General features: G+C 35.0%; 22 protein-coding genes and 1 riboswitch. Of the genes, 4 read left to right on the forward strand and 18 right to left on the reverse strand.

The genetic code is table 11. The features are described from left to right. Positions 1-66 precede the first annotated feature (66 nt). The 9 genes from BMZ76_RS11870 to BMZ76_RS11910 form a co-directional block, all read right to left on the reverse strand. Positions 67-1,485, reverse strand: coding sequence for an SDR family oxidoreductase (locus tag BMZ76_RS11870; RefSeq protein ID WP_091206722.1), 1,419 nt, complete (start codon positions 1,483-1,485; stop codon positions 67-69). Positions 1,486-1,615: 130 nt separating this feature from the next. After that, positions 1,616-2,227: a GTP cyclohydrolase I FolE gene (gene folE / locus BMZ76_RS11875; protein WP_244281805.1), complete on the reverse strand. Its 612-nt coding sequence runs from the start codon at positions 2,225-2,227 to the stop codon at positions 1,616-1,618. 157 nt (positions 2,228-2,384) lie between these two features. Continuing rightward, a complete protein-coding gene (locus tag BMZ76_RS11880) occupies positions 2,385-3,068 on the reverse strand; it encodes an SDR family NAD(P)-dependent oxidoreductase (protein ID WP_091206724.1) in 684 nt (227 codons plus the stop codon). A 50-nt stretch (positions 3,069-3,118) separates the two neighbouring features. After that, positions 3,119-3,403: a TIGR03643 family protein gene (locus tag BMZ76_RS11885; RefSeq protein WP_262987286.1), complete on the reverse strand. Its 285-nt coding sequence runs from the start codon at positions 3,401-3,403 to the stop codon at positions 3,119-3,121. 40 nt (positions 3,404-3,443) lie between these two features. Continuing rightward, complete coding sequence (locus BMZ76_RS11890; protein WP_091206727.1) at positions 3,444-4,928, reverse strand: cryptochrome/deoxyribodipyrimidine photo-lyase family protein; 1,485 nt, start codon at positions 4,926-4,928, stop codon at positions 3,444-3,446. A gap of 7 nt (positions 4,929-4,935) precedes the next feature. Next, a complete protein-coding gene (locus BMZ76_RS11895; RefSeq protein ID WP_091206731.1) occupies positions 4,936-6,240 on the reverse strand; it encodes a DASH family cryptochrome in 1,305 nt (434 codons plus the stop codon). Then, entirely contained in the window at positions 6,216-6,350 is a 135-nt protein-coding gene (locus BMZ76_RS11900) for a DUF2256 domain-containing protein (RefSeq protein WP_091206734.1), read from the reverse strand. Before BMZ76_RS11900 ends, BMZ76_RS11895 begins: the two co-directional genes overlap by 25 nt. Continuing rightward, on the reverse strand, positions 6,350-7,657 hold the full coding sequence (locus BMZ76_RS11905) for an ABC1 kinase family protein (protein ID WP_091206739.1): 1,308 nt from the start codon (positions 7,655-7,657) through the stop codon (positions 6,350-6,352). Before BMZ76_RS11905 ends, BMZ76_RS11900 begins: the two co-directional genes overlap by 1 nt. After that, complete coding sequence (locus BMZ76_RS11910) at positions 7,657-8,316, reverse strand: TetR family transcriptional regulator C-terminal domain-containing protein (RefSeq protein ID WP_091206742.1); 660 nt, start codon at positions 8,314-8,316, stop codon at positions 7,657-7,659. Before BMZ76_RS11910 ends, BMZ76_RS11905 begins: the two co-directional genes overlap by 1 nt. A 117-nt stretch (positions 8,317-8,433) precedes the next feature. Here BMZ76_RS11910 and BMZ76_RS11915 point away from each other — a divergent pair, with 117 nt between their 5' ends. Next, the gene (locus BMZ76_RS11915) at positions 8,434-9,348 is read left to right on the forward strand and encodes a TIGR01777 family oxidoreductase (RefSeq protein ID WP_091206745.1); all 915 of its coding nucleotides are present in this window, start codon (positions 8,434-8,436) and stop codon (positions 9,346-9,348) included. Positions 9,349-9,350: 2 nt separating this feature from the next. Here BMZ76_RS11915 and BMZ76_RS11920 read toward each other — a convergent pair whose 3' ends face one another. The 6 genes from BMZ76_RS11920 to BMZ76_RS11945 form a co-directional block, all read right to left on the reverse strand. Continuing rightward, complete coding sequence (locus BMZ76_RS11920) at positions 9,351-9,890, reverse strand: YceI family protein (protein WP_091206749.1); 540 nt, start codon at positions 9,888-9,890, stop codon at positions 9,351-9,353. A 189-nt stretch (positions 9,891-10,079) separates the two neighbouring features. Then, a complete protein-coding gene (locus tag BMZ76_RS11925) occupies positions 10,080-10,625 on the reverse strand; it encodes an acyl-CoA thioesterase (protein ID WP_091206753.1) in 546 nt (181 codons plus the stop codon). Further along, the gene (locus BMZ76_RS11930) at positions 10,626-10,991 is read right to left on the reverse strand and encodes a 6-phosphogluconate dehydrogenase (RefSeq protein WP_091206756.1); all 366 of its coding nucleotides are present in this window, start codon (positions 10,989-10,991) and stop codon (positions 10,626-10,628) included. 5 nt (positions 10,992-10,996) lie between these two features. Next, positions 10,997-12,367, reverse strand: a complete 1,371-nt coding sequence (gene rmuC, locus BMZ76_RS11935) for a DNA recombination protein RmuC (protein WP_091206760.1) — start codon at positions 12,365-12,367, stop codon at positions 10,997-10,999. 200 nt (positions 12,368-12,567) lie between these two features. Then, a complete protein-coding gene (locus BMZ76_RS11940) occupies positions 12,568-15,981 on the reverse strand; it encodes a T9SS-dependent choice-of-anchor J family protein (RefSeq protein WP_091206765.1) in 3,414 nt (1,137 codons plus the stop codon). Positions 15,982-16,191: 210 nt separating this feature from the next. Further along, a complete protein-coding gene (locus BMZ76_RS11945; protein ID WP_091206768.1) occupies positions 16,192-16,557 on the reverse strand; it encodes a hypothetical protein in 366 nt (121 codons plus the stop codon). A 171-nt stretch (positions 16,558-16,728) separates the two neighbouring features. On the opposite strand from BMZ76_RS11945, the gene BMZ76_RS11950 reads away from it, so the two are divergent. Further along, positions 16,729-17,313, forward strand: a complete 585-nt coding sequence (locus BMZ76_RS11950) for a pseudouridine synthase (protein WP_091206771.1) — start codon at positions 16,729-16,731, stop codon at positions 17,311-17,313. Positions 17,314-17,337: 24 nt separating this feature from the next. Next, the gene (locus BMZ76_RS11955) at positions 17,338-17,793 is read left to right on the forward strand and encodes a tRNA (cytidine(34)-2'-O)-methyltransferase (RefSeq protein WP_091206776.1); all 456 of its coding nucleotides are present in this window, start codon (positions 17,338-17,340) and stop codon (positions 17,791-17,793) included. On the opposite strand, the gene BMZ76_RS11960 is transcribed toward BMZ76_RS11955, so the two are convergent. The 3 genes from BMZ76_RS11960 to BMZ76_RS11970 are packed head-to-tail and all read right to left on the reverse strand — an operon-like array spanning position 17,790 to position 20,747. After that, positions 17,790-18,572, reverse strand: a complete 783-nt coding sequence (locus BMZ76_RS11960; protein WP_091206779.1) for an ABC transporter ATP-binding protein — start codon at positions 18,570-18,572, stop codon at positions 17,790-17,792. The two genes, BMZ76_RS11955 and BMZ76_RS11960, sit on opposite strands and share 4 nt — an antisense overlap. Continuing rightward, on the reverse strand, positions 18,572-19,603 hold the full coding sequence (locus BMZ76_RS11965; RefSeq protein ID WP_244281806.1) for an iron ABC transporter permease: 1,032 nt from the start codon (positions 19,601-19,603) through the stop codon (positions 18,572-18,574). Before BMZ76_RS11965 ends, BMZ76_RS11960 begins: the two co-directional genes overlap by 1 nt. A 1-nt stretch (position 19,604) precedes the next feature. Continuing rightward, entirely contained in the window at positions 19,605-20,747 is a 1,143-nt protein-coding gene (locus BMZ76_RS11970) for an ABC transporter substrate-binding protein (RefSeq protein WP_091206784.1), read from the reverse strand. An 82-nt stretch (positions 20,748-20,829) separates the two neighbouring features. Continuing rightward, positions 20,830-21,165, forward strand: a riboswitch (cobalamin riboswitch). 99 nt (positions 21,166-21,264) lie between these two features. Between BMZ76_RS11970 and BMZ76_RS11975 the strand changes: the two genes are divergently transcribed. Continuing rightward, the gene (locus tag BMZ76_RS11975; protein WP_244281807.1) at positions 21,265-23,220 is read left to right on the forward strand and encodes a TonB-dependent receptor plug domain-containing protein; all 1,956 of its coding nucleotides are present in this window, start codon (positions 21,265-21,267) and stop codon (positions 23,218-23,220) included. The last annotated feature ends 13 nt before the right edge of the window (positions 23,221-23,233 follow it).

Raw genomic sequence — 23,233 nt, forward strand, 5'->3', positions numbered from 1 at the left:
ATAAGTCATTTAAGTTTTAAAACATTATCTAAAAACTTAAATGACTTATATGTTTAAAAAAGAAAATTATTTAATTAATTTCTGCAGCATTCCATTAAAGATAAATCCGTGAAACGGCAAAACAGAATACCAATATAATTTCCCCCAAATACCTTCAGGTCTGAAAGTTGCTGATTGATATAAAGTATTTCCGATAATTTTGAATTCTAACCAAGCTTCACCAGGAAGTTTCATTTCGGCAAACAAAATTAATTTCCCCTCTTCTTTATTGGCATACAAAACACGCCAAAAATCCAAAGCATCTCCGGAATGAATATCATGTCGGTTCGTTCTCCCTCTTCTGGAACCTACGCCACCGTATAATTTGTCAATAAAACCCCGTAAATCCCACAACCAATCGCCATAATACCAACCCGTGTCGCCACCGATTGACCAAATTCTTTTGATGGTAAAATCCCGGTCGATGATTTCCATTTTGCGACGGTCGATAAAGCAATTCTTTTTTGGAACCTTCAAATATTCCGAAATGTTACTGTTAAAACGTCCGCTTATTAAGGAATCTTTCCAGCTTGAAGCTACTTTGTCTTCGTCTACTTTTATCAAAGCACGAGATAATGCTTGTTTGTAAGACATTGGGGTTACATGCAATAAATCATTTATTCGGTTATCACTACAAACGACTTCCACTTTCATGCTGCTTACCAGAGCTGACGCGAGCCTATAGGATGTTGAGGTGACAAAATATAACCAATACGAGGATAATTTTGGCGTCATTATAGGAATGGTAAATATCCATCGCTTTAATTTTTTGGCTTCAGCAAAACCCAAAAGCATTTCTTTGTATGTTAAAATATCCGGTCCGCCAATATCAAAACTCTGATTGTATGTAGCAGGATTTAATAATGATTTGGATAAAAATTCAAGAACATCAGGAATTGCAATCGGTTGGCACTTAGTATTGAGCCATTTTGGCGTAATCATTATGGGAAGTTTATTCACTAAATCCCGAATGATTTCGAACGATGCGCTTCCAGAACCAACAATAATTCCAGCTCGTAAAGTGGTTGTGGCGAAAGTTCCTGTATTTAAAATTTCTTCTACTTTTTTTCTGGAAGATAAATGTTTCGAAAGCGATTTGTCATTGACAATTCCGCTCAAATAAATAACTTGTTTGGCTGTGGTTTCATTCAGGCGTTGCACAAAATTCAATGCTGATTCACTTTCTAATTCATCAAAATTGGATGCGGATCCCGACATAGAATGAATCAGATAATAAGCTGCGTCAATAGCTGCAGGAATAGCGGTCAATGTTTCTTGCTTCAGAAAGTCAACTTCAATTACCGTAACATTTTTTTGAAATTCAACAGGACAATAAAACCTGTTTTTATCTCTCACACAACAAATTATATCGTGTCCTTGCGCTATCAGCAGTGGTAAAAGTCGCTTCCCGATATAACCTGTTGCACCTGTTAAGAGAATTTTCATAGTTTGTATTTTTTGCTACGTATTAAACGAATTAATTCCAATTTTAAACCAATCAAAAAATCAGTTATAATTTGTTTAATCTGCGAGCTATTTTTAGTTAATGAGAAACTTGATCTGTTAATAATTACATTTAACTCAATTTGTTAGAAAGTAAGCTAATAAATTCTTTTCTTGTTTTGTCTTTCTCGAAAGCTCCTGTAAAAGATGATGTTGTTGTAACTGAGTTCTGTTTCTGAATACCGCGCATTTGCATGCACATGTGTTGCGCTTCAATCACTACTGCTACTCCAAGTGGGTTTAAAGCATCCTGAATACAGTTTTTAATTTGGTCCGTCAATCGTTCCTGCACTTGCATTCTTCTGGCAAAAGCATCCACGACTCTCGGGATTTTACTCAATCCCACAATTTTCCCGTTTGGAATATACGCTACGTGTGCTTTTCCAAAAAATGGTAACATATGGTGTTCACACATGGAGTACACTTCGATATCTTTTACCACAATCATTTGTTTATGATCTTCAGTAAACATAGCCGATTTTAATATCTCTAATGGATCTAATCCGTAACCATGAGTTAAATATTGCATGGCTTTAGCGACACGTTCGGGTGTTTTTTCAAGACCTTCGCGAGTAACATCTTCGCCTAAATTTTCAATAATTACTTTATAGTTATCTGCTAATGCCTGCGTTATTTCAGTATCATATTGTTCGATTTTTTCGTAACTTTTCATTTCTTTTATCATGGTATGCTGTATTTCAATTTTAAGTTTGGCTAATCATTTTATTGGATCTTTTCAAAACATTTTTTTTATAACCAGTAAGGAATTAATAGAAATTAAGCGCTCTTCCTTTATTCCTTAATGGTGAAAAAAACGCTATCTGACAACTTTTAATTTATATCTAAATTTTAAAAGTCACGATTCCATAATCCATTTCGAAAACCTGACCTGAAATGGATCTGGCATTTTCCGAAATTAGGAAGTTGGCCATGTTCGCTACTTCTTCCGGTTTTAGATAGCCTTTCATCGGGTGGCGTTCTACCATATTTTCCTTCATTCGGTCATTTCTCAGAATTCCTGCTGCAAGCGTTGTTTCGGTAATCGTGGGAGCAATGGCATTGATGCGTACTACCGATGCCAGTTCTGCTCCCAGCGATTTTACTAATCCTTCCACTCCCGCTTTTGCAGTAGCAATACTGGCATGAAACGGCATTCCTAATTTTGCAGCTACCGTGCTAAACAAAACTATAGAGGGATTAGATCCCTTTCTTAAAACAGGTAAATATTTCTGAATGGTTTTTACAGCACCAATGACATTAATTTCAAAATCGTTTCTAAAATCATCAATGCTCAGGCTTCCAATAGGTTTCAAATTGATGGAACCCGGACAATAAATTAAGGTATCTATAGCTTCTATTTCAGGAAGTGTATCTTTTAAAACATCCAGGGAAAAATGTTTCAGATTGGGATGTGTTATAGCAGGTGCGTTTCTGCTGATGTTGTAAACCAAGTTTGTCTCTAATTGTTGCAACAAAATAGCGCTACCAATTCCTTTACTACCGCCAATGATTAATATATTTTTCATTTTTTATATGTTATTATTTTAACAGATTACTGATCATTGAATACTAATTTCTATCGCTTGGAAATCTTGTTATTGTTAATTTGTCGCTGCATCGTACATTTAAACCGACCTTCTCGAAAATCTCTTAATTTTTCATGTTTTGTTTTGCGACCTTGTACTCTTTCACGCCACATTCTAAAACTGGATGCTTTCATTTCGGTACGCATCAGGTCAATTACTTCTTGTTCTTTTAATCCAAATTGCAGTAATATGGCGTCAAAAGTGGTCCGGTCTTCCCAAGCCATTTCTATGATTCGGTCTTTGTCTAAATCAGTAAGTTCTTTTTTTATGGTCACGGTAATTTATTTATTTGATATTGCTATTGATTTATTGAAATTATTCGCTGTCGCCTATATCGGCCATGGTGTGTAACTTTAGGATGCGGAAACTTTCCTCTTTTACTAATGGATTTTTCTTCATTTTCCATAAAAAATCACTGGCAAATTTTCTCGTTCGTTCCATACTTACAATTGGTTTCGGATAATTGATACCCACTTCAAAGTCATTAAACCTTTGGTCTAAATAGGTCATTTTATAAGGTTCATGTACAAATGCACGTGGTAAATTGCGTAATTCGGGCACCCATTTTTTTATAAATTCACCATCAGGATCGTGTTCGTAACTATTCTTTATTGGGTTATAGATACGTAACATATTGATTCCGGTTTCACCAGCCTGCATTTGCAACTGCGGAAAATGTATTCCAGGCTCAAAATCCAAAAACATTTGTGATAAATGTTGTGTGGCTTCTTGCCAAGGCTGCCATAAATTATGCGTGAAAAAAGAAACTAACATAGCACGCATTCTAAAGTTTAAATAGCCCGTTTCATTCAAACAGCGCATGCAAGCATCAATTAATGGAAATCCTGTTTGTCCCGTTTTCCAGGCTTCAATATAATTTTCATCAACTTTCTTTTTTAAGGAATGAAAACCTTTATTGACACTTTCAAACTCCATGACTTCTTCCATTTCAAATTTTTGGATGAAATGTGCCTGCCAAGTCAGTCTTGAAACAAATGAATCGATTTGCTTTTTATGGCTAGAAGTCAATCTGAAGGTTGCCGCTTTTTGCAAAACTTGTCTGGAAGATAAATTTCCCCAAGCTATGTATGGTGATAATCTGCTACAACTTTTTCGAGCCAATAAAGGTTTCGAAATATGGGAATTGTAATTGTGATAGCGTTCCTCAAAGAAGTTTTGTAAATATTTACCAGCCATGGTGCTGCCTCCCTTTTGGAAAATAGTATCCGGAACAGTTTCTAAATTTGTCTTTTCTAATACTTTTTCAAGTTCACTTATCGCTTCTGTACTAAGGAACTTTTCTGCTTTGGAATTAAAAATAAATTGCGGTTCATTCATGTATTTTTCCCACTTTGAAACCCAGTTTGTCCTGTTTCTTAAAGCTCTAAAAATACCGTTATTAGTGTTTTCAACCCAATTGATTTGATTGTTTTTACAAAAACGTTTAAAAGTTTTATCCCTTTCGTACGTAATTTTCAGACCTGTTTCCTGATGTGAATACACCGTTTCAATTTTGTATGTTTCCTCAAGAATATTAAAAACCTGAAGCACCTCTGAAGACACCGCTAAAACCTGTGTGTTCGATTGTTCCAGTTGTTTGTTGATATCTACAAGTGATTGTTTGATGAAATTCCAATGTCTCGAACTGTAATGTGCATCGTTTTCTAAAGATTTTTCGAATACATAAAGCAACAAAGTGGGTATATCTGTTCTTGTTGCATTAAAAATCGCTTCGTTATCCTCTAAACGAAGGTCTCTCTTAAACCAAACCACATTGATATGTTTCTTGTTTGTATTCATTTACTTTTTAAAATAATTGTTGTTGTAGCCATAATTTCTGGAATTTTGATTGTCCGTCGTAATTCTCAACTTGTAATTTAATATTAAATTTTCGATCTCTCGGATCATTACCAACTCCTGAAACATACATCCAGTTTCCGTAATTGCTGTGAACATCGTAATCAATGAGCATTGCTTCAAAATACGCAGCTCCGATACGCCAGTCTAACAACAGATTCTTTGCAAAATAGGAACCTACATTTTGTCTGCCGCGATTGCTCATCCAGCCTGTTTGCCGCAGTTCAATCATATTAGCATTAACAAAAGGCTCATGTGTTGTACCGTTAATCCAATTGTTTATGGCAGATGTATTATTTTTCCAATCGTAATTTTTGTCTAAAATCCCTCCAATTTTAAAAATAGAATTGCCATTTTTCAACGATACGTATTTAAAATAATCCCTCCAAATCAGTTCGAATATCAGCCAGTAAGTCGAATCATTTTTCCCAATTTGTTGTTCATATTTTACAATTTCCCAATAAATAGTTTTCGCTGAAATAGAACCGTTTGCCAACCAAGGAGAAAATTTCGAACTAAAATCTGTTCCAATTAATCCGTTGCGGGTCAATTTATAAACGCTTAATTTTTTGGTTTCCCAAAAATAATTTTGCAGGCGTTTTTTCGCTTCATCTTCACCACCACCAAATGGGAATGCGGTTCTGGAATCTGCTTCAAAATCAGTAAATCCCAATGTTTTCATCGTAGGAATTACAGTTGTGTTTGTGGTCCAATTTTCTTTAGACAGCGGCTGAACTTTAAATTCCGGTCGGATTTTCGTCGATTTCTCACATTGATTCCTGAATTGTGTAAAAACATTTGGAATTTTATGAATTTCGAACGGAATTGTATCTGGATGAAACAAGAATTGATTATATGTGCTCTTAAACGATACTGAATCTGGAACTTTAGATTTAATATTCTCTAAAACTTCCATTTCTTCTTTTGTCCATTCCTCTTGAAAATAAACAGCACCAATTTCGTTTTGAGCAGTAATTTCCTGAATAGCATCTTCCGGTTTTTGATGACAAACCAAAAGCGGAATATTCAATTTTTCCAGATTTTGTTTCAATGCTTTAACCGATTCAATCAGAAATTTTGCTCGAAACTTTTCTGTTTTTTTAAATCCAAAACCCGTCTTTTCAAAATGCCTTGGATCGAAACAATACACTGCAAGTACAGTATCATTTTCACTAATAGCATTCATCAACGATTCATTATCGTGAACTCTTAAATCATTTCTAAACCAAACTAACCCTTTTTGTTTCTTTTGCATTTTTCGCTACAATATTTTACTTCGTCCCAAACCTTTTCCCATTTTTTCCGCCAAGTAAATGGTCGGTTACACACCAAACACATTTTTGACGGAAGATGCTCCTTTTTCACTATTTATATTTTTCAAATTCATTGACAACGATTGTCGCTTTCAAATCAAACATCAAATTGTACAACCCAAAAAACGTTCGGTTCATATAAATGAAATGTTTAGAACCTCGATTGCCATTCATTTTTCGAAGATTAGTATCTTTTGTAAATCGTTCTCCTAATGCTGCGATGCTTTCAAAAAAAGTTTCATCGGAAAAATCGAATGTTTCCTCTTGAAAAGGTTTTGTAAATAAGGACAGTAAATCATGAAACATTTCGGTGAAATAAACTATTTCTGCTGCAGAATCATCTACACGTAAAATTTCCAATTCAAATAATTTCGCATTAAATATTTTAGGGTCATTTATTACTTTTTTGTCAATCAATTCAAAATAGGGTGTGTAAAAATCAATTGGAATTTGTTTCATACAACCAAAATCCAGTGCCACTAATTGATTTTCTTCATTCACCAAGAAATTTCCCGGATGTGGATCAGCGTGTACTTTTTTCAAAATATGAATTTGGTACATGTAGAAATCCCATAATGCCTGACCAATTTTATTGGCTTTTTCCGGACTGGTATTTATTTTGGTAAATTCTGAAAGATGAATTCCTGTCATCCAATCCATCGTAATAATCTTCTCCGAAGAAAATTCAGAATAGTAATTTGGAAAAACCAAGTTTTCAATCTTTTTGCACGCGGCAACGACTTCTTGACTTTGCTTTAATTCCAATAAATAATTGGTTTCCTCAATCAATTTGTCCTCGACTTCCTTAAAATATTTATCCGAATCTTTCCCCTGAAGGTTGAACATTCTGATAGCAATAGGTTTTACCATCGATAAATCTGATGAAATACTATTGGCAACGCCAGGATATTGGATTTTTACCGCCAGTTTTTTACCATTTTTTACCGCAACATGAACTTGTCCGATACTTGCTGCGTTAACGGAATTAGCATTGAACTCATCAAAAATTTCATACGGTGTTTTTCCAAAATTTGTCTTGAACGTTTTCAATACTAATGGAGCTGAAAGTGGTGGAACGGAAAATTGGGACAACGAAAATTTTTCAACGTAAGCTTGTGGCAAAAAGCTTTTGTCCATGCTTAGCATTTGGGCAACTTTCAGCGCACTTCCTTTCAAACTTTTCAATCCGTCATAAATATCTTCTGCGTTATCTTCATTTAATTTATCACGAGTCAAATCAGAATTGACCATTTTTTCTCCGTAATATTTAAGGTAGTTTACACCAACTTTTGCACCGGTTTGCACCAGTTTTGTAGCCCTTTCAATTTTTGATGTAGGGATATAGTCTATAGTTTTCATTACTTGTTATAAATTTTTTCTTTGAAAATAAATTTTCCAAAATCGATTAAGCTGTCAATAGGCGCAATGTTCATTAATTCAAAAGTCACTTTCACCGATTTTTCGATATAAATGTCTGTTTTTTCGAAAGAAGGTGAAGAATCATCCAGCCAGAATTTCAGCGTTAATAAAAGTTGAATCCATGATGTTTCCTGAAATGTTTTCTCTTGGAAATTTTGAAGCTTTTCTTGTTGCGTTCTAAAGTCGTCAGAAATGATTTCAGTCAGAAAGTTTTTGAAGCTGCTTCTGAGTCCGGATAATTGCATTAGTTTTTTCAACTGATTGTTGTGCTCTTTTAGAACAAGAACCACGTAGCTTCGGTTAGCAGTCAATATTTCGAAAAAGGTAAAGTAAAAACTAAGCATTTTGCTTTTCATATCATACATCTCGTATTCCTTATTCTTATGAAGTAACTCGACTGTTTTTTCAATGAACATTTTGAAAATTTCTTTCTCAATACTTTCTATAGTTCCAAAAAATATATAGAATTCTGCTTCGGTAAAATCATTCAATTTTGTAAAATGATAGACTGACTTGGGTTTTTCGCTATGATCGAGTACATAATTCATGTACATTGAAACTATTTTGTCCTTTGTTATTATTGTTTTTTTAATAGCCATTTTTAGTGTTTTTCAAATTAAAGTATAAAGGTATGAAATGTTTAACGATATATTAATAAAGTTAAACAAAATTTAATATAATTTTATATCATTATAAATCATTAGCTTTACACTATCATGAAAAAAAATGTATTAATAAGCGGCGGTTCGGGATTTATTGGAAGAAATTTGACTGCGTTATTGGTAGCCAAAGGGTACTCTGTTTCCATATTAAGCAGGAGTGAAAAACAAAGTAAAGGAGATATTTTCTATTACAAATGGGATGTTACGAATCAGACAATAGATGAAAAGGCTGTTTTGAACGCAGATTACATCATTCACTTAGCAGGAGAAAATATTGCGGAGAAAAGATGGACAGCCAAACGAAAAGCGGCAATTATTGATAGTCGGGAAAAATCAACTCAATTGTTGTACTCCGTTTTAAAAAAGAACAATAAAAAACTGGACGCCTTTATTTCAGCTTCTGCCGTTGGAATTTATGGCGCTGTAAACGGAGAAGAGATTTGTTCGGAAAACATGCCGCCTGCAAATGATTTCTTAGGATATACTTGTCAGAAATGGGAAGATTCTCTAGATTTTATCGAAAATTTAAGTATCCGTACCGTCAAAATTCGCACTGGATTAGTGTTAGGAAAAAATGATGGCTTTTTGAAAAAACTTATTCCCTTGTTTAAGTTTCGATTGGGTTCTGCATTGGGTTCCGGAAAGCAATACATGCCGTGGATTCATGTGGATGATTTATGTAACATCTATCTGCAAGCAGTTTCAGATCCAAATATGGAAGGGCCATACAACGCAGCCACAACGGATAATACAACCAACACTCTTTTTTCTAAAACACTAGCAGGTGTTTTTGGCTATTCTATATGGTTGCCCAATGTTCCTGCCTTTGTATTAAAGTTAGTAATGGGAGAAATGGCTGTTATTGTCTTAACTGGAAGAAGAATTTCTTCAGAGAAAATTCAACAAACTGGTTTCGAATTTAAATTTAAAAATTTAGAAGAAGCTTTGAGGGATTGTTTAACAAAATAGCTTTATTGTAAGACACAAATAAGTCGTGTGTTGACGTTTTTTGAGATTTTGCTGCGCACCATAAAAGGAATTTCAATGTTGAAATCGTCTGTGTTCAAGGGAAATGCGGAATAAAGTTCAATCCCTTTATCTACTTTTTTCAGGGTGCCGTTAATCACAATTTTTTTAGTTCGCCCGCGAAGGATTATTTTACCGGTAATTTGGTAGGGATTGGATTCTGAGTTAATGTTTTTTAAATCAAATTTATCAATTTTACCTTTAAAAACAGCCCGCGGAAAACGATTGCTTTCCATGTAGTTTTTGTTGAAATGCTCTCCCATCAAATCTCTTTTAAATTTAAAGTCTTTGATGTTGACCCAACAAGCTATTTCACCTGTTTTTGTTATTAAAATACAGGTTGTTTTATCATTTACAGCTTTTACTTCTTCAAATAAAGGAATGGAGGCCTCAAAGTTTGTGATTCCCATGTAGGAAACCATTTTTTCTTGAGCAGAAGTTGCAATTGCGATGATGAGAAGTACTATCAGTGTAATTTTTTTCATAACGATTTATGAATTAAATTACTTAAAGTTACAAAAAAACAGATGAAATAAATGCATTCAACCACTGAAATATGTGTGCAATTATTTAATTTTTGCCAAATTTTTTAATCAGAAATTTTAATGAAATTCTAAGGGTCACAATTTGGAAGATTATAACTTTAAACTGCTATGATGACAAATATTGGTTTGTTAGAATTCTAGCTTAATGTTATATTTTTTTAAACTTTCTAATGCTTCTTTTGAGTTGTAATCAAATTCTTCCTCGTGCAGGTCTCTTTCCTTTTTTAGCGCTATTTGTTTGATGCAATTAAAAAACCGACGAACATCATTCATATTCAACAGAATTAAGCCTGGAACCAGCATACTTTTACCGTCATTATCTTTGGCGACCATCGTAAAATAAGACGAATTGCAATGTTTGATTTTTCCAGTCTGAATATTTTCTGCTTCTACCCGAATCCCAATAATCATCGAACTGTTCCCAACATAATTAACACTGGCTTTCATTGTTACAAGTTCTCCCACTTCTATAGGTTTCAAGAAATTTACGGTATCAACCGATGCGGTTACGCAATAATTTCCTGAAAATTTAGAAGCACAAGCAAAAGCGATCTGATCCAGTAGGGATAAGATATAGCCTCCGTGAATTTTACCGCTAAAATTAGTATGCGAAGGCAACATTAATTCTGAAATACTAATGTCTGAGGAAGCTACTGTTTTAAAGGTTCGATTCATTTATTTTATTTTAAATGGAGAATTTACTTTTTTGACTTCTGTGATAAAATAGCGCGTATCGCCCCACCACGGAAATGTTCGGTAACGTTCTACATAATTTACCTGTACATACTGCCCTTCAAATTCCTGTAAGTCAGCAATTACTTTTTTCTCACTGTCTAGTACTGAAAAAGAAAATATTTGTGCGCCGGAAATTCCCTGGCTTATTTCCCCTTCCCAAGTTTTGAAAGCCACTCCTTTATTGCTCACCTTTATTAATTCGCCGGAACGAACTCCTTCGCTGTACGTGGCGTTGTATAAAAAAGTAAAGTAACCTACGATGGAAAGTACAACTATTACGGTGGTAATCATTAAAAATTTTCTCATTTTGTTTAGTTTAATAATTGATTTTCGTCTTTTTCTGCTCGGTTCAATATGCTTTCTGGAAGCGCTTTCTTTGCCTTAGCTCCCATTTTTTTCAATTTTTCGACACTCACAATCAAGTTTCCTTTTCCTTCCACGAGTTTATTCATCGCCCCGCTGTATTCTATTTTGCTCTCGTCTATTTTTTTTCCAATTTTGATTAAATCTGCCACAAAACCTTCAAATTTATCGTACAAAGCGCCCGCTTGTCGTGCAATTTCGAGTGCGTTTTCCTGTTGTTTCTGATTGGTCCACATGCTGTCAATAGTTCGCAAAGTCGCCAATAAAGTCGCAGGCGTAACAATAACAATGTTTTTTTCGAATGCTTTATTGTACAAATTCGTATCTTCATTTAGTGCCATCGCAAACGCTGGTTCAATAGGGATAAATAATAAGACGAAATCCGGACTTTCTATTTGGTATAAATCGTGGTAATTTTTATTGCCCAATTGCTCTACGTGACGTTTGATGGAATTAACGTGCTCTTTTAAATAATTGATTTTTAAAATATCATCTTCCTCATTGATGTATTTTTCGTATGCTGTCAAAGAAACTTTAGAATCGACAATCATCTTTTTGCCATCAGGCAGATTAATGACAACGTCAGGAAAAACACGGTTGCCATCTTCGGTTGTGAAAGCCTGTTGCACTTCATATTCACGGCCTTTTTCTAGTCCTGATTTTTCAAGAACGCGTTCCAAAACCAATTCGCCCCAATTTCCTTGCATCTTGCTGTCGCCCTTCAATGCCTTGGTCAGGTTAATGGTTTCCTTACTCATCTGGATATTCATTTCTCGTAAGCCCAGAATTTGTTGGCGCAAAGCCGCATGGTAATCAATGCTTTCTTTATGGGTATCTTCGACTTTTTTTTCGAACAATTGAATTTTATCCTGCAAAGGTGTCAAGATATTCTTCATGTTTTCCTTGTTCTGTTCCGTAAATTTATTGGACTTTTCTTCTAATATTTTATTGGCAAGATTCTCAAATTCCTTGGTGAATTTTTCTTGTAGTTTTTCCACTTCTTCTTTTTGTTCTTTGTTGCGTTCCCAAAGATTCTTAAAATCAACTTCTTTTTTTGAAAGTTGAATGGCTAAACTGTCTTTTTCACTTCGAATGCTTTCTTTCTCAGTATTAATGTTTTCTAATCGCTTTTCGAAAATGGATTTATCAGCTGTAAACTGCTCTTTCAGTTGATTAAATTGGGAAGTAAATGCAATCAGTTTTTCTTCTAAACTGATTTTTTCCGATTGAAATCGAGCAGAGAAAATGAGTTTACCCATGAAAATACCAATGGCGAGCGCAACAATGAAAATCAATAAAAACGGAAACATATCTGACATAGAATTTCTTTTTGTAAGGTTGTAAAAATAAACAAAAGTTTCTTGGTTTCCTTTCGGAAATCAAAATACTAATGTAAGTTTTTTTATAGAAAGGTATTAATTGTGATGATTCAAACAGGCTGAATTTTAAAATATATTAAATAAAAAAGCCAAATTTCGTTTTTGAAATCCGGCTCTTTTTGAATGCTAAAACTGATATTTTATTTTTTAACTATTTTGTCTTTAAAAACGACTTTATTATCATTGGAAAGGGTATAAATATATATTCCTACTGGCAATTTAGCAATGTCTATTCGAGTTGCATTTTCGCTGTTAACGCCTTTTAATTTAATTGTATGTCCCATCGATCGGCCTGAAATATCATAAATGTTAAGCTTTAAGTCGTGTGCATTTTCTGAAATAATGACGACACTAAAAGATTCTGAAGCTGGATTTGGATACGTAACTACAGACAATCCGTTTGTTGCAATCAAGTCATTTGTTGATAAGGCTGCATCTGCTTTAAGTTTAAAACGTGCAATCACGGGTCCATGATCAGAAGTGGTATTGACATAATTTGCCACATCCAACCGAGGGTCGTAAACGGAAGTTGAATTTGCAACATAATCCGACGTTAACTCATTTGAAATTGTAATGTGATCTAAGAAACCACCTGAAGACAAATAGCTAAAAGCTCCTGTTTTACTGATTTCTAAAGTCAAAGGGTTATAACGTGCGACATCTTCGATCATTTTTTGGTACGAAGAAGGGTTTCCTGCAATTACGGATTCATCTACATCATCATTATAATCACCTAAAATTATCAAGTTGGCATCAGGATAATGAACATCTAAACTATCTTTCAACAATTCAGCGTCATATTTCCTCATATTGTATCGTGCGATATCGCTGCCACTATTTGCTCTGGCGTGAATGTTAATGATTTTTATATCTTTTTTCACACCGCCAATATTAGTTTCAATTTCAACCATTTGCGGTAAGCGACCAGAGGAGAAAAAACTAGCGCTATTTCCGCCTGGGTAATCGGGTAAAGTTGCATTTCCTGCACGAATATCATCAAAAAGTTTGCTGAACATTACTCGACTCTTTTTTACTGAACTTGTTTGAGTATTGTAAAGAACCACTAATTTTTGAGCAGGGAAGTCAGGTGTAGGAGCATTGAAAGAATAGGACCAAGCCGGAGAAATTACTTTGGCAAAAGTTTTTCCGTTGATGCTTATTTTTTGGATTAATGTCTCTAAAGCGGCATCATCAGAAACCTCTTGAACGGAATAAACATCAGCATTTAAAGTATTCATGACTTTTGCTACATTTTCAATTTGCAATGCATCGTCAGTTGGACCAAATTCAGTTCCCGTTGAACCGATTACATTGCTTCCAAAAAATTCTAAGTTGTAGGTTACAATATCAAATGTTTCTGTTTTAGGCAATGAAGAACCCTTTAAAGATCCTGTTTCTTGGTTCAATCCTGTTCCAACAACTGTCAAACGACCTGAAATACTCAATGCTTTTGACGAAGGGAAAAAACGAGCATAAATTATTTTTCCAGCAACTCCGTCAGCAGCTGAAACCGATACACTGGATTGGAAATTACTGTTGTCAACAGACAACTGGTAATCAGCAGGAGCCGTAACTGTAATATCGCCGTAACCACCAGCCATAAAAATAAAAGATTGGCTTGTTGATGCGGTATTTGCTGCTACTTCTCCAAAATTAAAATTAGGATTTGAAGCTAAAAATGACGCTTCATTAGATATTTTCACATCGTCAACAGTCCATTCAGCAGTATCATAACCGCCAGAAACGATAGTTTCATATACCCAAGCCACATAAGTATGATTGGTTTTATAAGCTGCTAAGTTGATGTATTGGGATTGTTTAAATGTTCCCGTAGTAGTTGGAAAATCTCCTTCAAGAGTGATCCAAGTTGCTGTTTCCGGGTTGCTTTTTCCATCGTAATCAACAGAAACCATTAATTTAAGTGGTGTTCCTGCAAAAAATTTACGCGAATAAAAAGACAATAATGGGAATTTGTCAAAAGTGTCTAAACGTAAATTAGGAGAAATTAACCAATCTTTACTGGCTCCAGTTTCTGAATATCCATTCATTTGTACTGCTGCTGGTGAACTGTTAAAACGGGTATTTGTGCTCACCCATTTAATCTTATCACCGGCCACACTATATTCTGTCCATCCACTGTTTGTAAGAACCTTTGAATCATTAAAATCTTGAATGTACGGATTAATTCCTGTTCCTGATAAAGCCACTGTCTTTGTGGAAGCGCCAGTAGATTCATGACTAATTTGTCCTGTAAATACACCAGTTGTAGAAGGCGTAAATCGTACATAAATGGTAGAAGTTGTATTATTATTGAAATCTTGTGACGGAAAAACCAATGCCGTTTGAAAATTGGTAGTTTCATTCTTAGAAATTGTAAAGTTCCCGGATGCTGTCAAAGTTACCGCTCCAGTAATATTAAACGCCTCAATCTGATAATTTAATGCAGTTGAACTGAAATTTTGCTCAACAAAACTAAAATCTAAAGCAGTTTTAGTAGTTGATAAAGATGGAACTACGACGCTGGAAGTTACTACATCCAGTTTGTTGCTTTCAGTTTGAATGTTTTCACTGGCATCTTCAGATATAGAATACACGACATAAGCCGTTGCCAAAGTTAATCCCGTGATGTTTTTTACATACGCAACAGTAGCAGCTGTAATTTCGATTACACCTGCTTGTAAAGCCGCTGTATCAGTAGCATTTGTTCCTGCTTTTATCTGTGCTGCGCTTGGGGCCGCACTTCCTGATGATAATACAACAAAATAGGTCTTTCCAGTTTCGTTCAATTGAGTTGAAAAATCAAATCCATCAGACAGGATGTTGCTAATTTTTGGAAATCCATCCGCATTTACAGCAGGCGTAACATCATTATTTACACTAATGTTGTCAACGGCAAACGAAGGGCGGGAACCACCACCGGAAACTTGTCTTGAAATCCATCGAATCTGAATTAATTCTTTATTGTCACATTCCGTTGGCAGAACAATTTTGATTTTTTGAATGTTTAGTCCTGTTGTACCCGCAGTTTGTGCAGTTATACCGCTAGAGTACATAGTTGGTAATAAAGTACTAAAAGCATCGGTAGTACCGACTCTGTATTGCAGTACTAATTCATTGATACGAGAATTTGTAGTTCCGTTATAGGGATTACGAATTACCATGGCATCATATTCTACGGCAATTCTGGATCTACCAACTGTTTTGAAAGCAAATCCTAAAGCTAAATCTAACGAACCAGTATTCAGAAAACCAATTTTTCCGTCATAATTGTGGATGTTTCCACTCGATGTTCCAGCTGTACTGCTGGCAACTAATGCTCTGTCTGCAACTTGTGTAGCTGTGGTGTTAAACGAGCTTCCCGGTGTTATACTGGCTGTCCAACCTTGAAATCCCGCAGGATATACAGCAGAGGCCGCATCTAAAGTTAAAAAATTTTGAGAAAAAGGTAAATCTTGGGTTAGAGGGGATGTTGCTTGTGCAAAAACGGAGGCCGAAAAGCAACAAAAAAAACTTAAAAAAGCTACTAAATGCCTAAAATAGTAATTGTGTTTCATAGTTTTACAATTGGATTAAGCGGTAAAAATAATATATCTTAAGTTAAGAGAATATTATAAAATTAACCAAGTAAAACCGTAAGTAAAAGGGGCTATCCATAAATAATAGCTAAATAAAATCCACTTATTTTACTTTTTTAAAATATTTAAAAATAAAAAAGGCCAATATGAATCGGTTTTCATATTGGCCTTTTTAAAAAAAATCAATTTTTAATCATCCAGTTTAATATTCCCTCTGTCTTCCTTATTATCAGGATGTTCATTTGGATAACGATTAGGAGTGATATCCGAGTTATGATCTTTATTTTCTACCATTTTTTTAGCTTGTTCTTCAGAAACATTTGCGGTATCAGAACTTAAATTTTTAGGAGTAGTATCCTCATTTTGTTCTAAAGTTCCTTCTATATTTCGTGCTCTTTGTACAATTTTTTGATTTCCATGTGAATCAGTTTCCACTTCTGATTTTAAATGGGATACTTCAGGATTCGTATTTTGGGCTAGATTCTGACCGCTAAATCCCTCGTTTGTATTTTGCTTGTTATTTGTTTTCTTTGAACCTAAATCGTTGCTTTCCATATTCTGTAATTTTAAAATTAATTCTGATAACTTTGTTAATAGTACGTCATTATTGCGATATAATCGAATTATTTAACATAGCTTTTTGTTTACACCAATAAATGTATGGCTTCACAGTTTTTAATCCAGCGAAAACAAAACTATCTTTGCACGCACAAATAATTTAATAAAATGTCCCATTCGCACTTCATCATTCACAAGCCTTACGGATATTTAAGTCAGTTTATTTACGAGTTAAAAAGGAAAAAGAAACTGCTGGGAGAACTGTATGATTTTCCCAAAGGAACAATGGCAATTGGCCGTCTTGACGAAGATTCCGAAGGATTATTGTTGCTGACTACTGATGGGATGATGAGCGAAATCATTCGGAGCAAGAAAGTCGACAAGGAATATTATGTCCAAGTCGATGGGGTTATCAATCAGGAAGCGATTGAGCAATTGCAAAAAGGTGTCGAAATAGGTTTTAATGGCACGAAATATATAACGAAACCTTGCAAAGCGTCATTAATAAATCAAATCCCCGCATTTGGAGCCAGAGGAAAAAAAATACGTGACGAACGTCACGGTCCAACTTCCTGGGCATCAATAACGGTTTATGAAGGGAAGTTTCGTCAAGTCCGAAAAATGACCGCAGCTGTTGGTTTTCCTACGTTGCGTTTAGTTCGGGTCCGAATAGGAAATCTACAACTCTATGATTTACAGGCTGGCGAAGTTTTAGAAGTGCCTGATTTTGCAGTCGATTTGAATGAGAAGTAATAATAAAAAATAACAATAATTATAATGTTAAATATCGTTTTAGTAGAACCCGAAATACCAAATAATACCGGAAATATTGGCCGATTGTGCGTTGGCACCGAAAGCCGCTTACACTTAATTCACCCTTTTGGATTTCTTATTAATGATAAAAACTTAAAACGTTCCGGTTTAGATTATTGGGTGCATCTGGATGTAACCGAATATCAAAATGTAGCTGAATGGAAAGCTCAGATTCCTGATTTGTCCCGAGTTTTCCTGATGAGTTCCCATGCTGAAAAATCGTATTTGGAAACTGATTTTCAGGATGGGGACTGGTTGGTTTTTGGAAAAGAAAGTAAAGGTTTGAGTGAAGCTGTTTTAAACGAATTCCCGAATCATCTTACGATTCCTATGTCTTCATTGATCAGAAGTTTCAACATCGCAAATTCGGTGGCCTTTGTCATTGGAGAAGCAAAAAGACAACTTAGTTTGAAGTTTTAAGAAATTATAAATTTCCCTTTATCAGCATCAAAAACAATATGCTCGTCTTTAAAAAGGGTATTAAAAGTACCTTTCAGAATAAAATTACACGGTTGATCTTGAACTATATTTTCCGGAGTCATAATGATCATTTCGTCACTCAATTGTATCGCCATGTCAATATCGTGAGTAGAAAAAAGGATGCATTTTTGAGTTTCCTGAGTGAGTTTTTTCAAGAGTTTAAACAGTACCACTTTATGCAATAAATCCAAGTGTGTTGTGGGTTCATCTAGAATAATCAACGGTGTATCTTGCGCTAAAGCTCGAGCAATTAACACTATTTGCAGTTGCCCATCACTAATTTCGTAATGCCTTTTGGCCGCTAAATGAGTTATTTGAGTCAATTCCATCGCTTCATTCACTTTCACGATATCTTCAGCGGTTAATTTTCCAATCCAATTCGTGTATGGCTGTCTTCCCAAAGCAATCAATTCAAAAACAGTAAGATTACTGGGAGGCAATTTTTCAGTTAGAACCACACTCAGATTTTGGGCTAAAGTTAAAGCGTCTATTTCATAAATGTTTGTCCCATTGAACATAACGGTTCCTGAAATCGTTTTTTGAATACCGGTTATCGTTCGTAAAAGCGTCGATTTACCAATTCCGTTTGCGCCAATTAAAGCAATCAGTTTACCTTTTTCTAAACACAAATCAATGTTTGAAGCAACAATGGTATTTTCTCTTTTGTGAGAATAACCAATACTGATTTGGGAAGCCTGTAAGATGATTTTATTTTCCATTATCCGATCATTTTACGTTTGCTGATTAACAGCCAAATTACAATCGGTGCGCCAAATATGGAAGTCACAGCATTGATTGGTAACGTAAAATCACTGCCGGGAAGTTGCGAAATACTGTCGCAAATAAGCATGATAATCGCTCCGAAAAGTATCGTGCTCCAAAATAAAATAGTGTGATTACTGGTCTGAAAAACCAATTTTGCAATATGTGGCACAGCTAATCCTATAAATGCAATTGGCCCTGCAAAAGCAGTAATGCTTCCCGCTAAAATACTGGTCGCAAAAATGATAATCAATCGTGATTTTTTATAATTTAAACCTAAACTTTTGGCATAATTTTCTCCCAGAAGTAAGGAATTTAAAGGTTTGATGCTGAGCAAACTTAGCAATAACCCAATGGCCACAAAGATGGACAAAAGAGAAATGGAGGTCCAAGACAAATTGCCAAGATTTCCTAAAGACCAGAATGTAAATTTCTGCAATTGTTCTGCAGTGCTAAAATACGTCAGCGTTCCAACAATGGCGCTGGTTAAACTTCCAAACATTAGTCCAACAATTAAAATGGCCATGGTATCTCGCAACCGATGGGAAACGGCTAAAACAGCCAGTAAAACTGTAAAACTACCCAGACTTGATGCCAGAATAATCCCGTAAGAAGAAAGTAAAAGTGTCGCTAAAAATGGCGGTAACAGTGTTGCGCCCAAAATGACGATTGCAACACCTAAACTGGCACCGGAACTCAATCCAAGTACGTAAGGCCCAGCCAATGGATTTCTAAATAATGTTTGCATTAATAAGCCGCTGATGGATAATCCCATTCCAACAAGAATAGCGGCAGTGGCTTTTGGTAAGCGGTAATTAATTATGATATATTCCCAGGTTTCTTTGCTCGCATTTTCTCCGGTTAGACTCCTAAAAACATCTTTTACAGGAATGGAAACGGATCCTAAACTGATGTTTATGAGAAACAAAAAAATCATCCCGATGGTCAGGAAGATAAAGAGCACGGTATTTCGGTTGGTTTTGGTCAATTTATTCTAATTTCTGAAAGAAAAAAAGTTTGTGATTTGGTAGCAACTCTGGATGAAAAATTTTAATCAAATCTTTCAGGACCCAATCAGGTCGGGTAGGAGACCATTCGAAATATAAAATCCCACCTTTTGCGCCTTTATTTATGCCGTACGAATATACTTTTTTATTTTTAAAAGAGGCAAATTCACTGTAATGCGGATTACTGTCGCTCATTTGTTTTAACGAAGAAAAATCTCCGGGAGCAATCCAATATTCGGCATTTTTAGCTTTTTCTAAAATTTTTTCAAATGGCAAGGGCAAACTACCAGTTCCCTTTGAGTCAGCCCACAAATAATTTGAATACGCGTCTTTTAAAAATAATGCTGCCCAACTGTCGCCTTGAGGCACATACCATTGATCCTGAAACATTGCACCGCTCAAAACGGTAGGTTTTGAAGTTGTTTTTTTGGCTAAAGTCAAAGTGTTTGTGTATTCCTTTTCGATTTCGGAAAAGATAGTATTTGCTTTGGAATCTAATCCGTACAAGGCCCCAAAAAACTTGATCCATTCCGCTTTTCCAAGTGGTGATTGTTCTGCCCAATCGCCATTTAACAGTACTTTCAAACCGCTTTTTTGAAGATTATCGAGCGTTGGATTACTGTCATTCAAACCAAAACTGACGATGGCATTTGGAGCCATATCTATCAAAACTTCGGTGTTTAGAGTTTCATTGGTTCCTACTTCTTTTACTTTTCCGGAATCAATGCGTTTTCTGGTTTTCTCAGATGAAATATAATTGGTGTTCGGGAAACCAACCAAAGTATTTTCGACGCCCAGCATTTCAAGTGCCGGAATGTGAGTGGTCGAGGTAACAACAATCGATTGTATTGGAATTGGAATGATGGAAAACTGTTTTAAACTATCCGGAATAATACCGTTTTTTTCTTGTAAAACATAAGTGAAATTTTCATTGGCTTCTGGCCAAGGTCGGGTGACTTTTACAATTGTATAGCCTGGGTATTTATAGATTTCCAAACCTTCCGCATACTGAACTTCGTTAGTTGAGGTTGTAATTGCAACAGTGGAAGTCTTGTCATTTTGTTTGCATCCACCTAAAGTGACGACAAATAAAAAGAGCGTAAATTTTAATAAAAATGATTTCATAAAATGATTTTCAAGAACTGCAAAGGTATATTTAATCCGTTTTAAAAATCAAATTTTATTTTTTATTCCAATCATAAAGCTATATTTGCACCCGTAATGAGGTTGCTGTTTTGTTTTTTCAAACCAGCATTAAAAGGGAATCAGGTGAAAGATTACAGATTTCAGGATTCAGATTTCAGGAGTTAAATCCTAAATCAAGAATCCTAAATCAAGAATTTAAAATCCTGGGCTGTACCCGCAACTGTAAGCTATCAAGCTTGTTGTTAACTACAAAACCATTGTTCGAAAATTCAAGAATTAATGATTTGGGAATTAGGATTGAAAAATCCTTAATAAAAAATCTACAATCCTAAATCACGAATGAGAAGGTAAACAACAAGACGCAAGCCAGGAGACCTGCCTACTACATCGAGTATCAAACTTTCGGGAAAAAAGGTTTGGGTATGGGTAATTCTATGCTTTTCTCCCCTTTTTTAGTCATGTAGCAGAAAATAGCTGTTACTAAATGTTTAATAAAATGAACAAAAAAATCGTTCGTATTAGTACGTTATTCGTATTAATGACAACCTGTGCTTTTGCGCAACAAAATCAAACTATCACTTCTGAAGATGAATTGAAAGAAGTGGTGGTTTCCGACTCCAAATTTGCTTTAGCAAAAGAAAAATCAGGAAAAGTAATCACTAAAATTACAGCTGAGGATTTAAAAAACAAGGCCGGACAAAGCCTGGCAAACATTTTAAGCTCTGTTGCGGGATTAGAAATTAACGGGAACCAAAGTGTTGCCGGCAAAAATTTAGGGTATTACATTCGGGGTGGAAAAAACAATCAAGTGTTGATTCTTATTGATGGAATTCCGGTGAATGATGCGTCAGGAATTAGTTTTGAATATGATTTGCGTTTGCTTCCGGTGGAGCAGGTGGAAAGTGTTGAAATTATGAAAGGTGCAGCCAGCACGTTGTATGGTTCAGGCGCTGCAACTGGAGTAATAAATATTACTTTGAAAAAATCAGGCAAGAAATCTATTGAAGGGAATGCGTATGTAAATGTGGGAACCAATAATACTTCAAATACTGATAAAACCAGCTCACAAAATTACAATCAAGGTTTTTCGGTTAACGGAAATGCTAATAAGGTGAATTATTTTGTGTCTTTAAATAGTGCTGAAATAAGTGGAATGTCACAAATTGCTCCTGTAAATCCATCTGACAATTACGAAGAGGATCGTTTTTCCAGAATCAATTATCTTGCAAAGTTAGGATACAAAGTTACAGAAAAATTGACATTAGATTTCTTTGGTAATTATGATAAAATAGGCTCTGATTATGATGCTTCTTTTGATAACACCGGTACAAATGATACCGATTTGAATTCCACAGAATCGGAACAATTTCGTTTTGGTTTTTTACCAAAATACAAATATTCCAAAGGGGAATTTGTTATGAATTCCAGCTTTAACAAAATCGTACGTACATATAACGACTTCGATTTTTATTCAAATACGCCAGGATTTTCGGAGTATGAATCCCGAAGTGTCAACGTAGATGGTTATAACAAATACGAATTTTCAGAATCTTTCTTCCTAGTTGCCGGAGCGCAATATCAGTTTCATGACATGAATAGCATCACTCCTTTTGGCGGAATTTTGAAGGAAGCTACTAAATTCAATATGATTGATCCTTATGTCACGGGTGTTTTTACCACGGATTTTGGGTTGAATTTGAATGCTGGAGCGCGGTTGAATATCCACAGTCAATATGGTAATCAATTGGTTTATAGTGTAAATCCATCGTATGATTTTAAATCGATTCCACTGAAGATTTTAGCATCTTACAGCACTGCTTTTGTAACGCCAAGTTTGTATCAATTGTATTCTGAATATGGAAATTCCAATTTGACACCAGAGAAAAATAGGACTTTGGAAGCAGGTTTTGAGACGCTATTATCGAATAAAAAAATAAAACTGAATACAGTTGCTTTTTACCGTGAGCAAACTAATTTCATTGGATTTTATTTCAATCCGGTAACTTTTGATTCGAACTACATTAATATTGACGGATTGAATAAAGCGAAAGGAGTTGAAATCGAAGCCTCTTTTGCCTTGAGCGAAAAAATCCACTGGAATTCAAATTATACTTTTACGCAAGTGGATAGCGCACTGGATCGATTGATTCCCAAACATAAAGTGAATTCAGCATTGGATTTTCAAATCAATAATAGGTTGTTTTTGAACCTAGATTATCAATATGTTGACAGTAGAAATGATGCTTTTTTTGATGGAAACAGCTTTGCTACAACAAAGATTGTTTTAGGTTCGTATCAGTTAATAAATTCCTCTGTTCGGTATGAATTGGTAAAAAACAGATTGTCCGTTTTTGGTGCGGTAAGCAATATGTTGAACGCTGATTTTATTGAAAATGTAGGCTATAATACTTTAGGAAGAAATTTTAAATTAGGTATGAATATCAAATTGTAATTCGAATCTATGT

Source organism: Flavobacterium xueshanense (genome assembly GCF_900112975.1).
GTDB lineage: Bacteria > Bacteroidota > Bacteroidia > Flavobacteriales > Flavobacteriaceae > Flavobacterium > Flavobacterium xueshanense.

What these genes read in the sequence shown, in the direction of transcription:
- BMZ76_RS11870 (WP_091206722.1), bottom strand. Translation starts at nt 1,485, where the DNA reads ATGAAAATTCTCTTAACAGGTGCAACAGGTTATATCGGGAAGCGACTT.
- folE (WP_244281805.1), bottom strand. Translation starts at nt 2,227, where the DNA reads ATGATAAAAGAAATGAAAAGTTACGAAAAAATCGAACAATATGATACT.
- BMZ76_RS11880 (WP_091206724.1), bottom strand. Translation starts at nt 3,068, where the DNA reads ATGAAAAATATATTAATCATTGGCGGTAGTAAAGGAATTGGTAGCGCT.
- BMZ76_RS11890 (WP_091206727.1), bottom strand. Translation starts at nt 4,928, where the DNA reads ATGAATACAAACAAGAAACATATCAATGTGGTTTGGTTTAAGAGAGAC.
- BMZ76_RS11895 (WP_091206731.1), bottom strand. Translation starts at nt 6,240, where the DNA reads ATGCAAAAGAAACAAAAAGGGTTAGTTTGGTTTAGAAATGATTTAAGA.
- BMZ76_RS11905 (WP_091206739.1), bottom strand. Translation starts at nt 7,657, where the DNA reads ATGAAAACTATAGACTATATCCCTACATCAAAAATTGAAAGGGCTACA.
- BMZ76_RS11910 (WP_091206742.1), bottom strand. Translation starts at nt 8,316, where the DNA reads ATGGCTATTAAAAAAACAATAATAACAAAGGACAAAATAGTTTCAATG.
- BMZ76_RS11915 (WP_091206745.1), top strand. Translation starts at nt 8,434, where the DNA reads ATGAAAAAAAATGTATTAATAAGCGGCGGTTCGGGATTTATTGGAAGA.
- BMZ76_RS11920 (WP_091206749.1), bottom strand. Translation starts at nt 9,890, where the DNA reads ATGAAAAAAATTACACTGATAGTACTTCTCATCATCGCAATTGCAACT.
- BMZ76_RS11925 (WP_091206753.1), bottom strand. Translation starts at nt 10,625, where the DNA reads ATGAATCGAACCTTTAAAACAGTAGCTTCCTCAGACATTAGTATTTCA.
- BMZ76_RS11930 (WP_091206756.1), bottom strand. Translation starts at nt 10,991, where the DNA reads ATGAGAAAATTTTTAATGATTACCACCGTAATAGTTGTACTTTCCATC.
- rmuC (WP_091206760.1), bottom strand. Translation starts at nt 12,367, where the DNA reads ATGTCAGATATGTTTCCGTTTTTATTGATTTTCATTGTTGCGCTCGCC.
- BMZ76_RS11940 (WP_091206765.1), bottom strand. Translation starts at nt 15,981, where the DNA reads ATGAAACACAATTACTATTTTAGGCATTTAGTAGCTTTTTTAAGTTTT.
- BMZ76_RS11945 (WP_091206768.1), bottom strand. Translation starts at nt 16,557, where the DNA reads ATGGAAAGCAACGATTTAGGTTCAAAGAAAACAAATAACAAGCAAAAT.
- BMZ76_RS11950 (WP_091206771.1), top strand. Translation starts at nt 16,729, where the DNA reads ATGTCCCATTCGCACTTCATCATTCACAAGCCTTACGGATATTTAAGT.
- BMZ76_RS11955 (WP_091206776.1), top strand. Translation starts at nt 17,338, where the DNA reads ATGTTAAATATCGTTTTAGTAGAACCCGAAATACCAAATAATACCGGA.
- BMZ76_RS11960 (WP_091206779.1), bottom strand. Translation starts at nt 18,572, where the DNA reads ATGGAAAATAAAATCATCTTACAGGCTTCCCAAATCAGTATTGGTTAT.
- BMZ76_RS11970 (WP_091206784.1), bottom strand. Translation starts at nt 20,747, where the DNA reads ATGAAATCATTTTTATTAAAATTTACGCTCTTTTTATTTGTCGTCACT.
- BMZ76_RS11975 (WP_244281807.1), top strand. Translation starts at nt 21,265, where the DNA reads ATGAACAAAAAAATCGTTCGTATTAGTACGTTATTCGTATTAATGACA.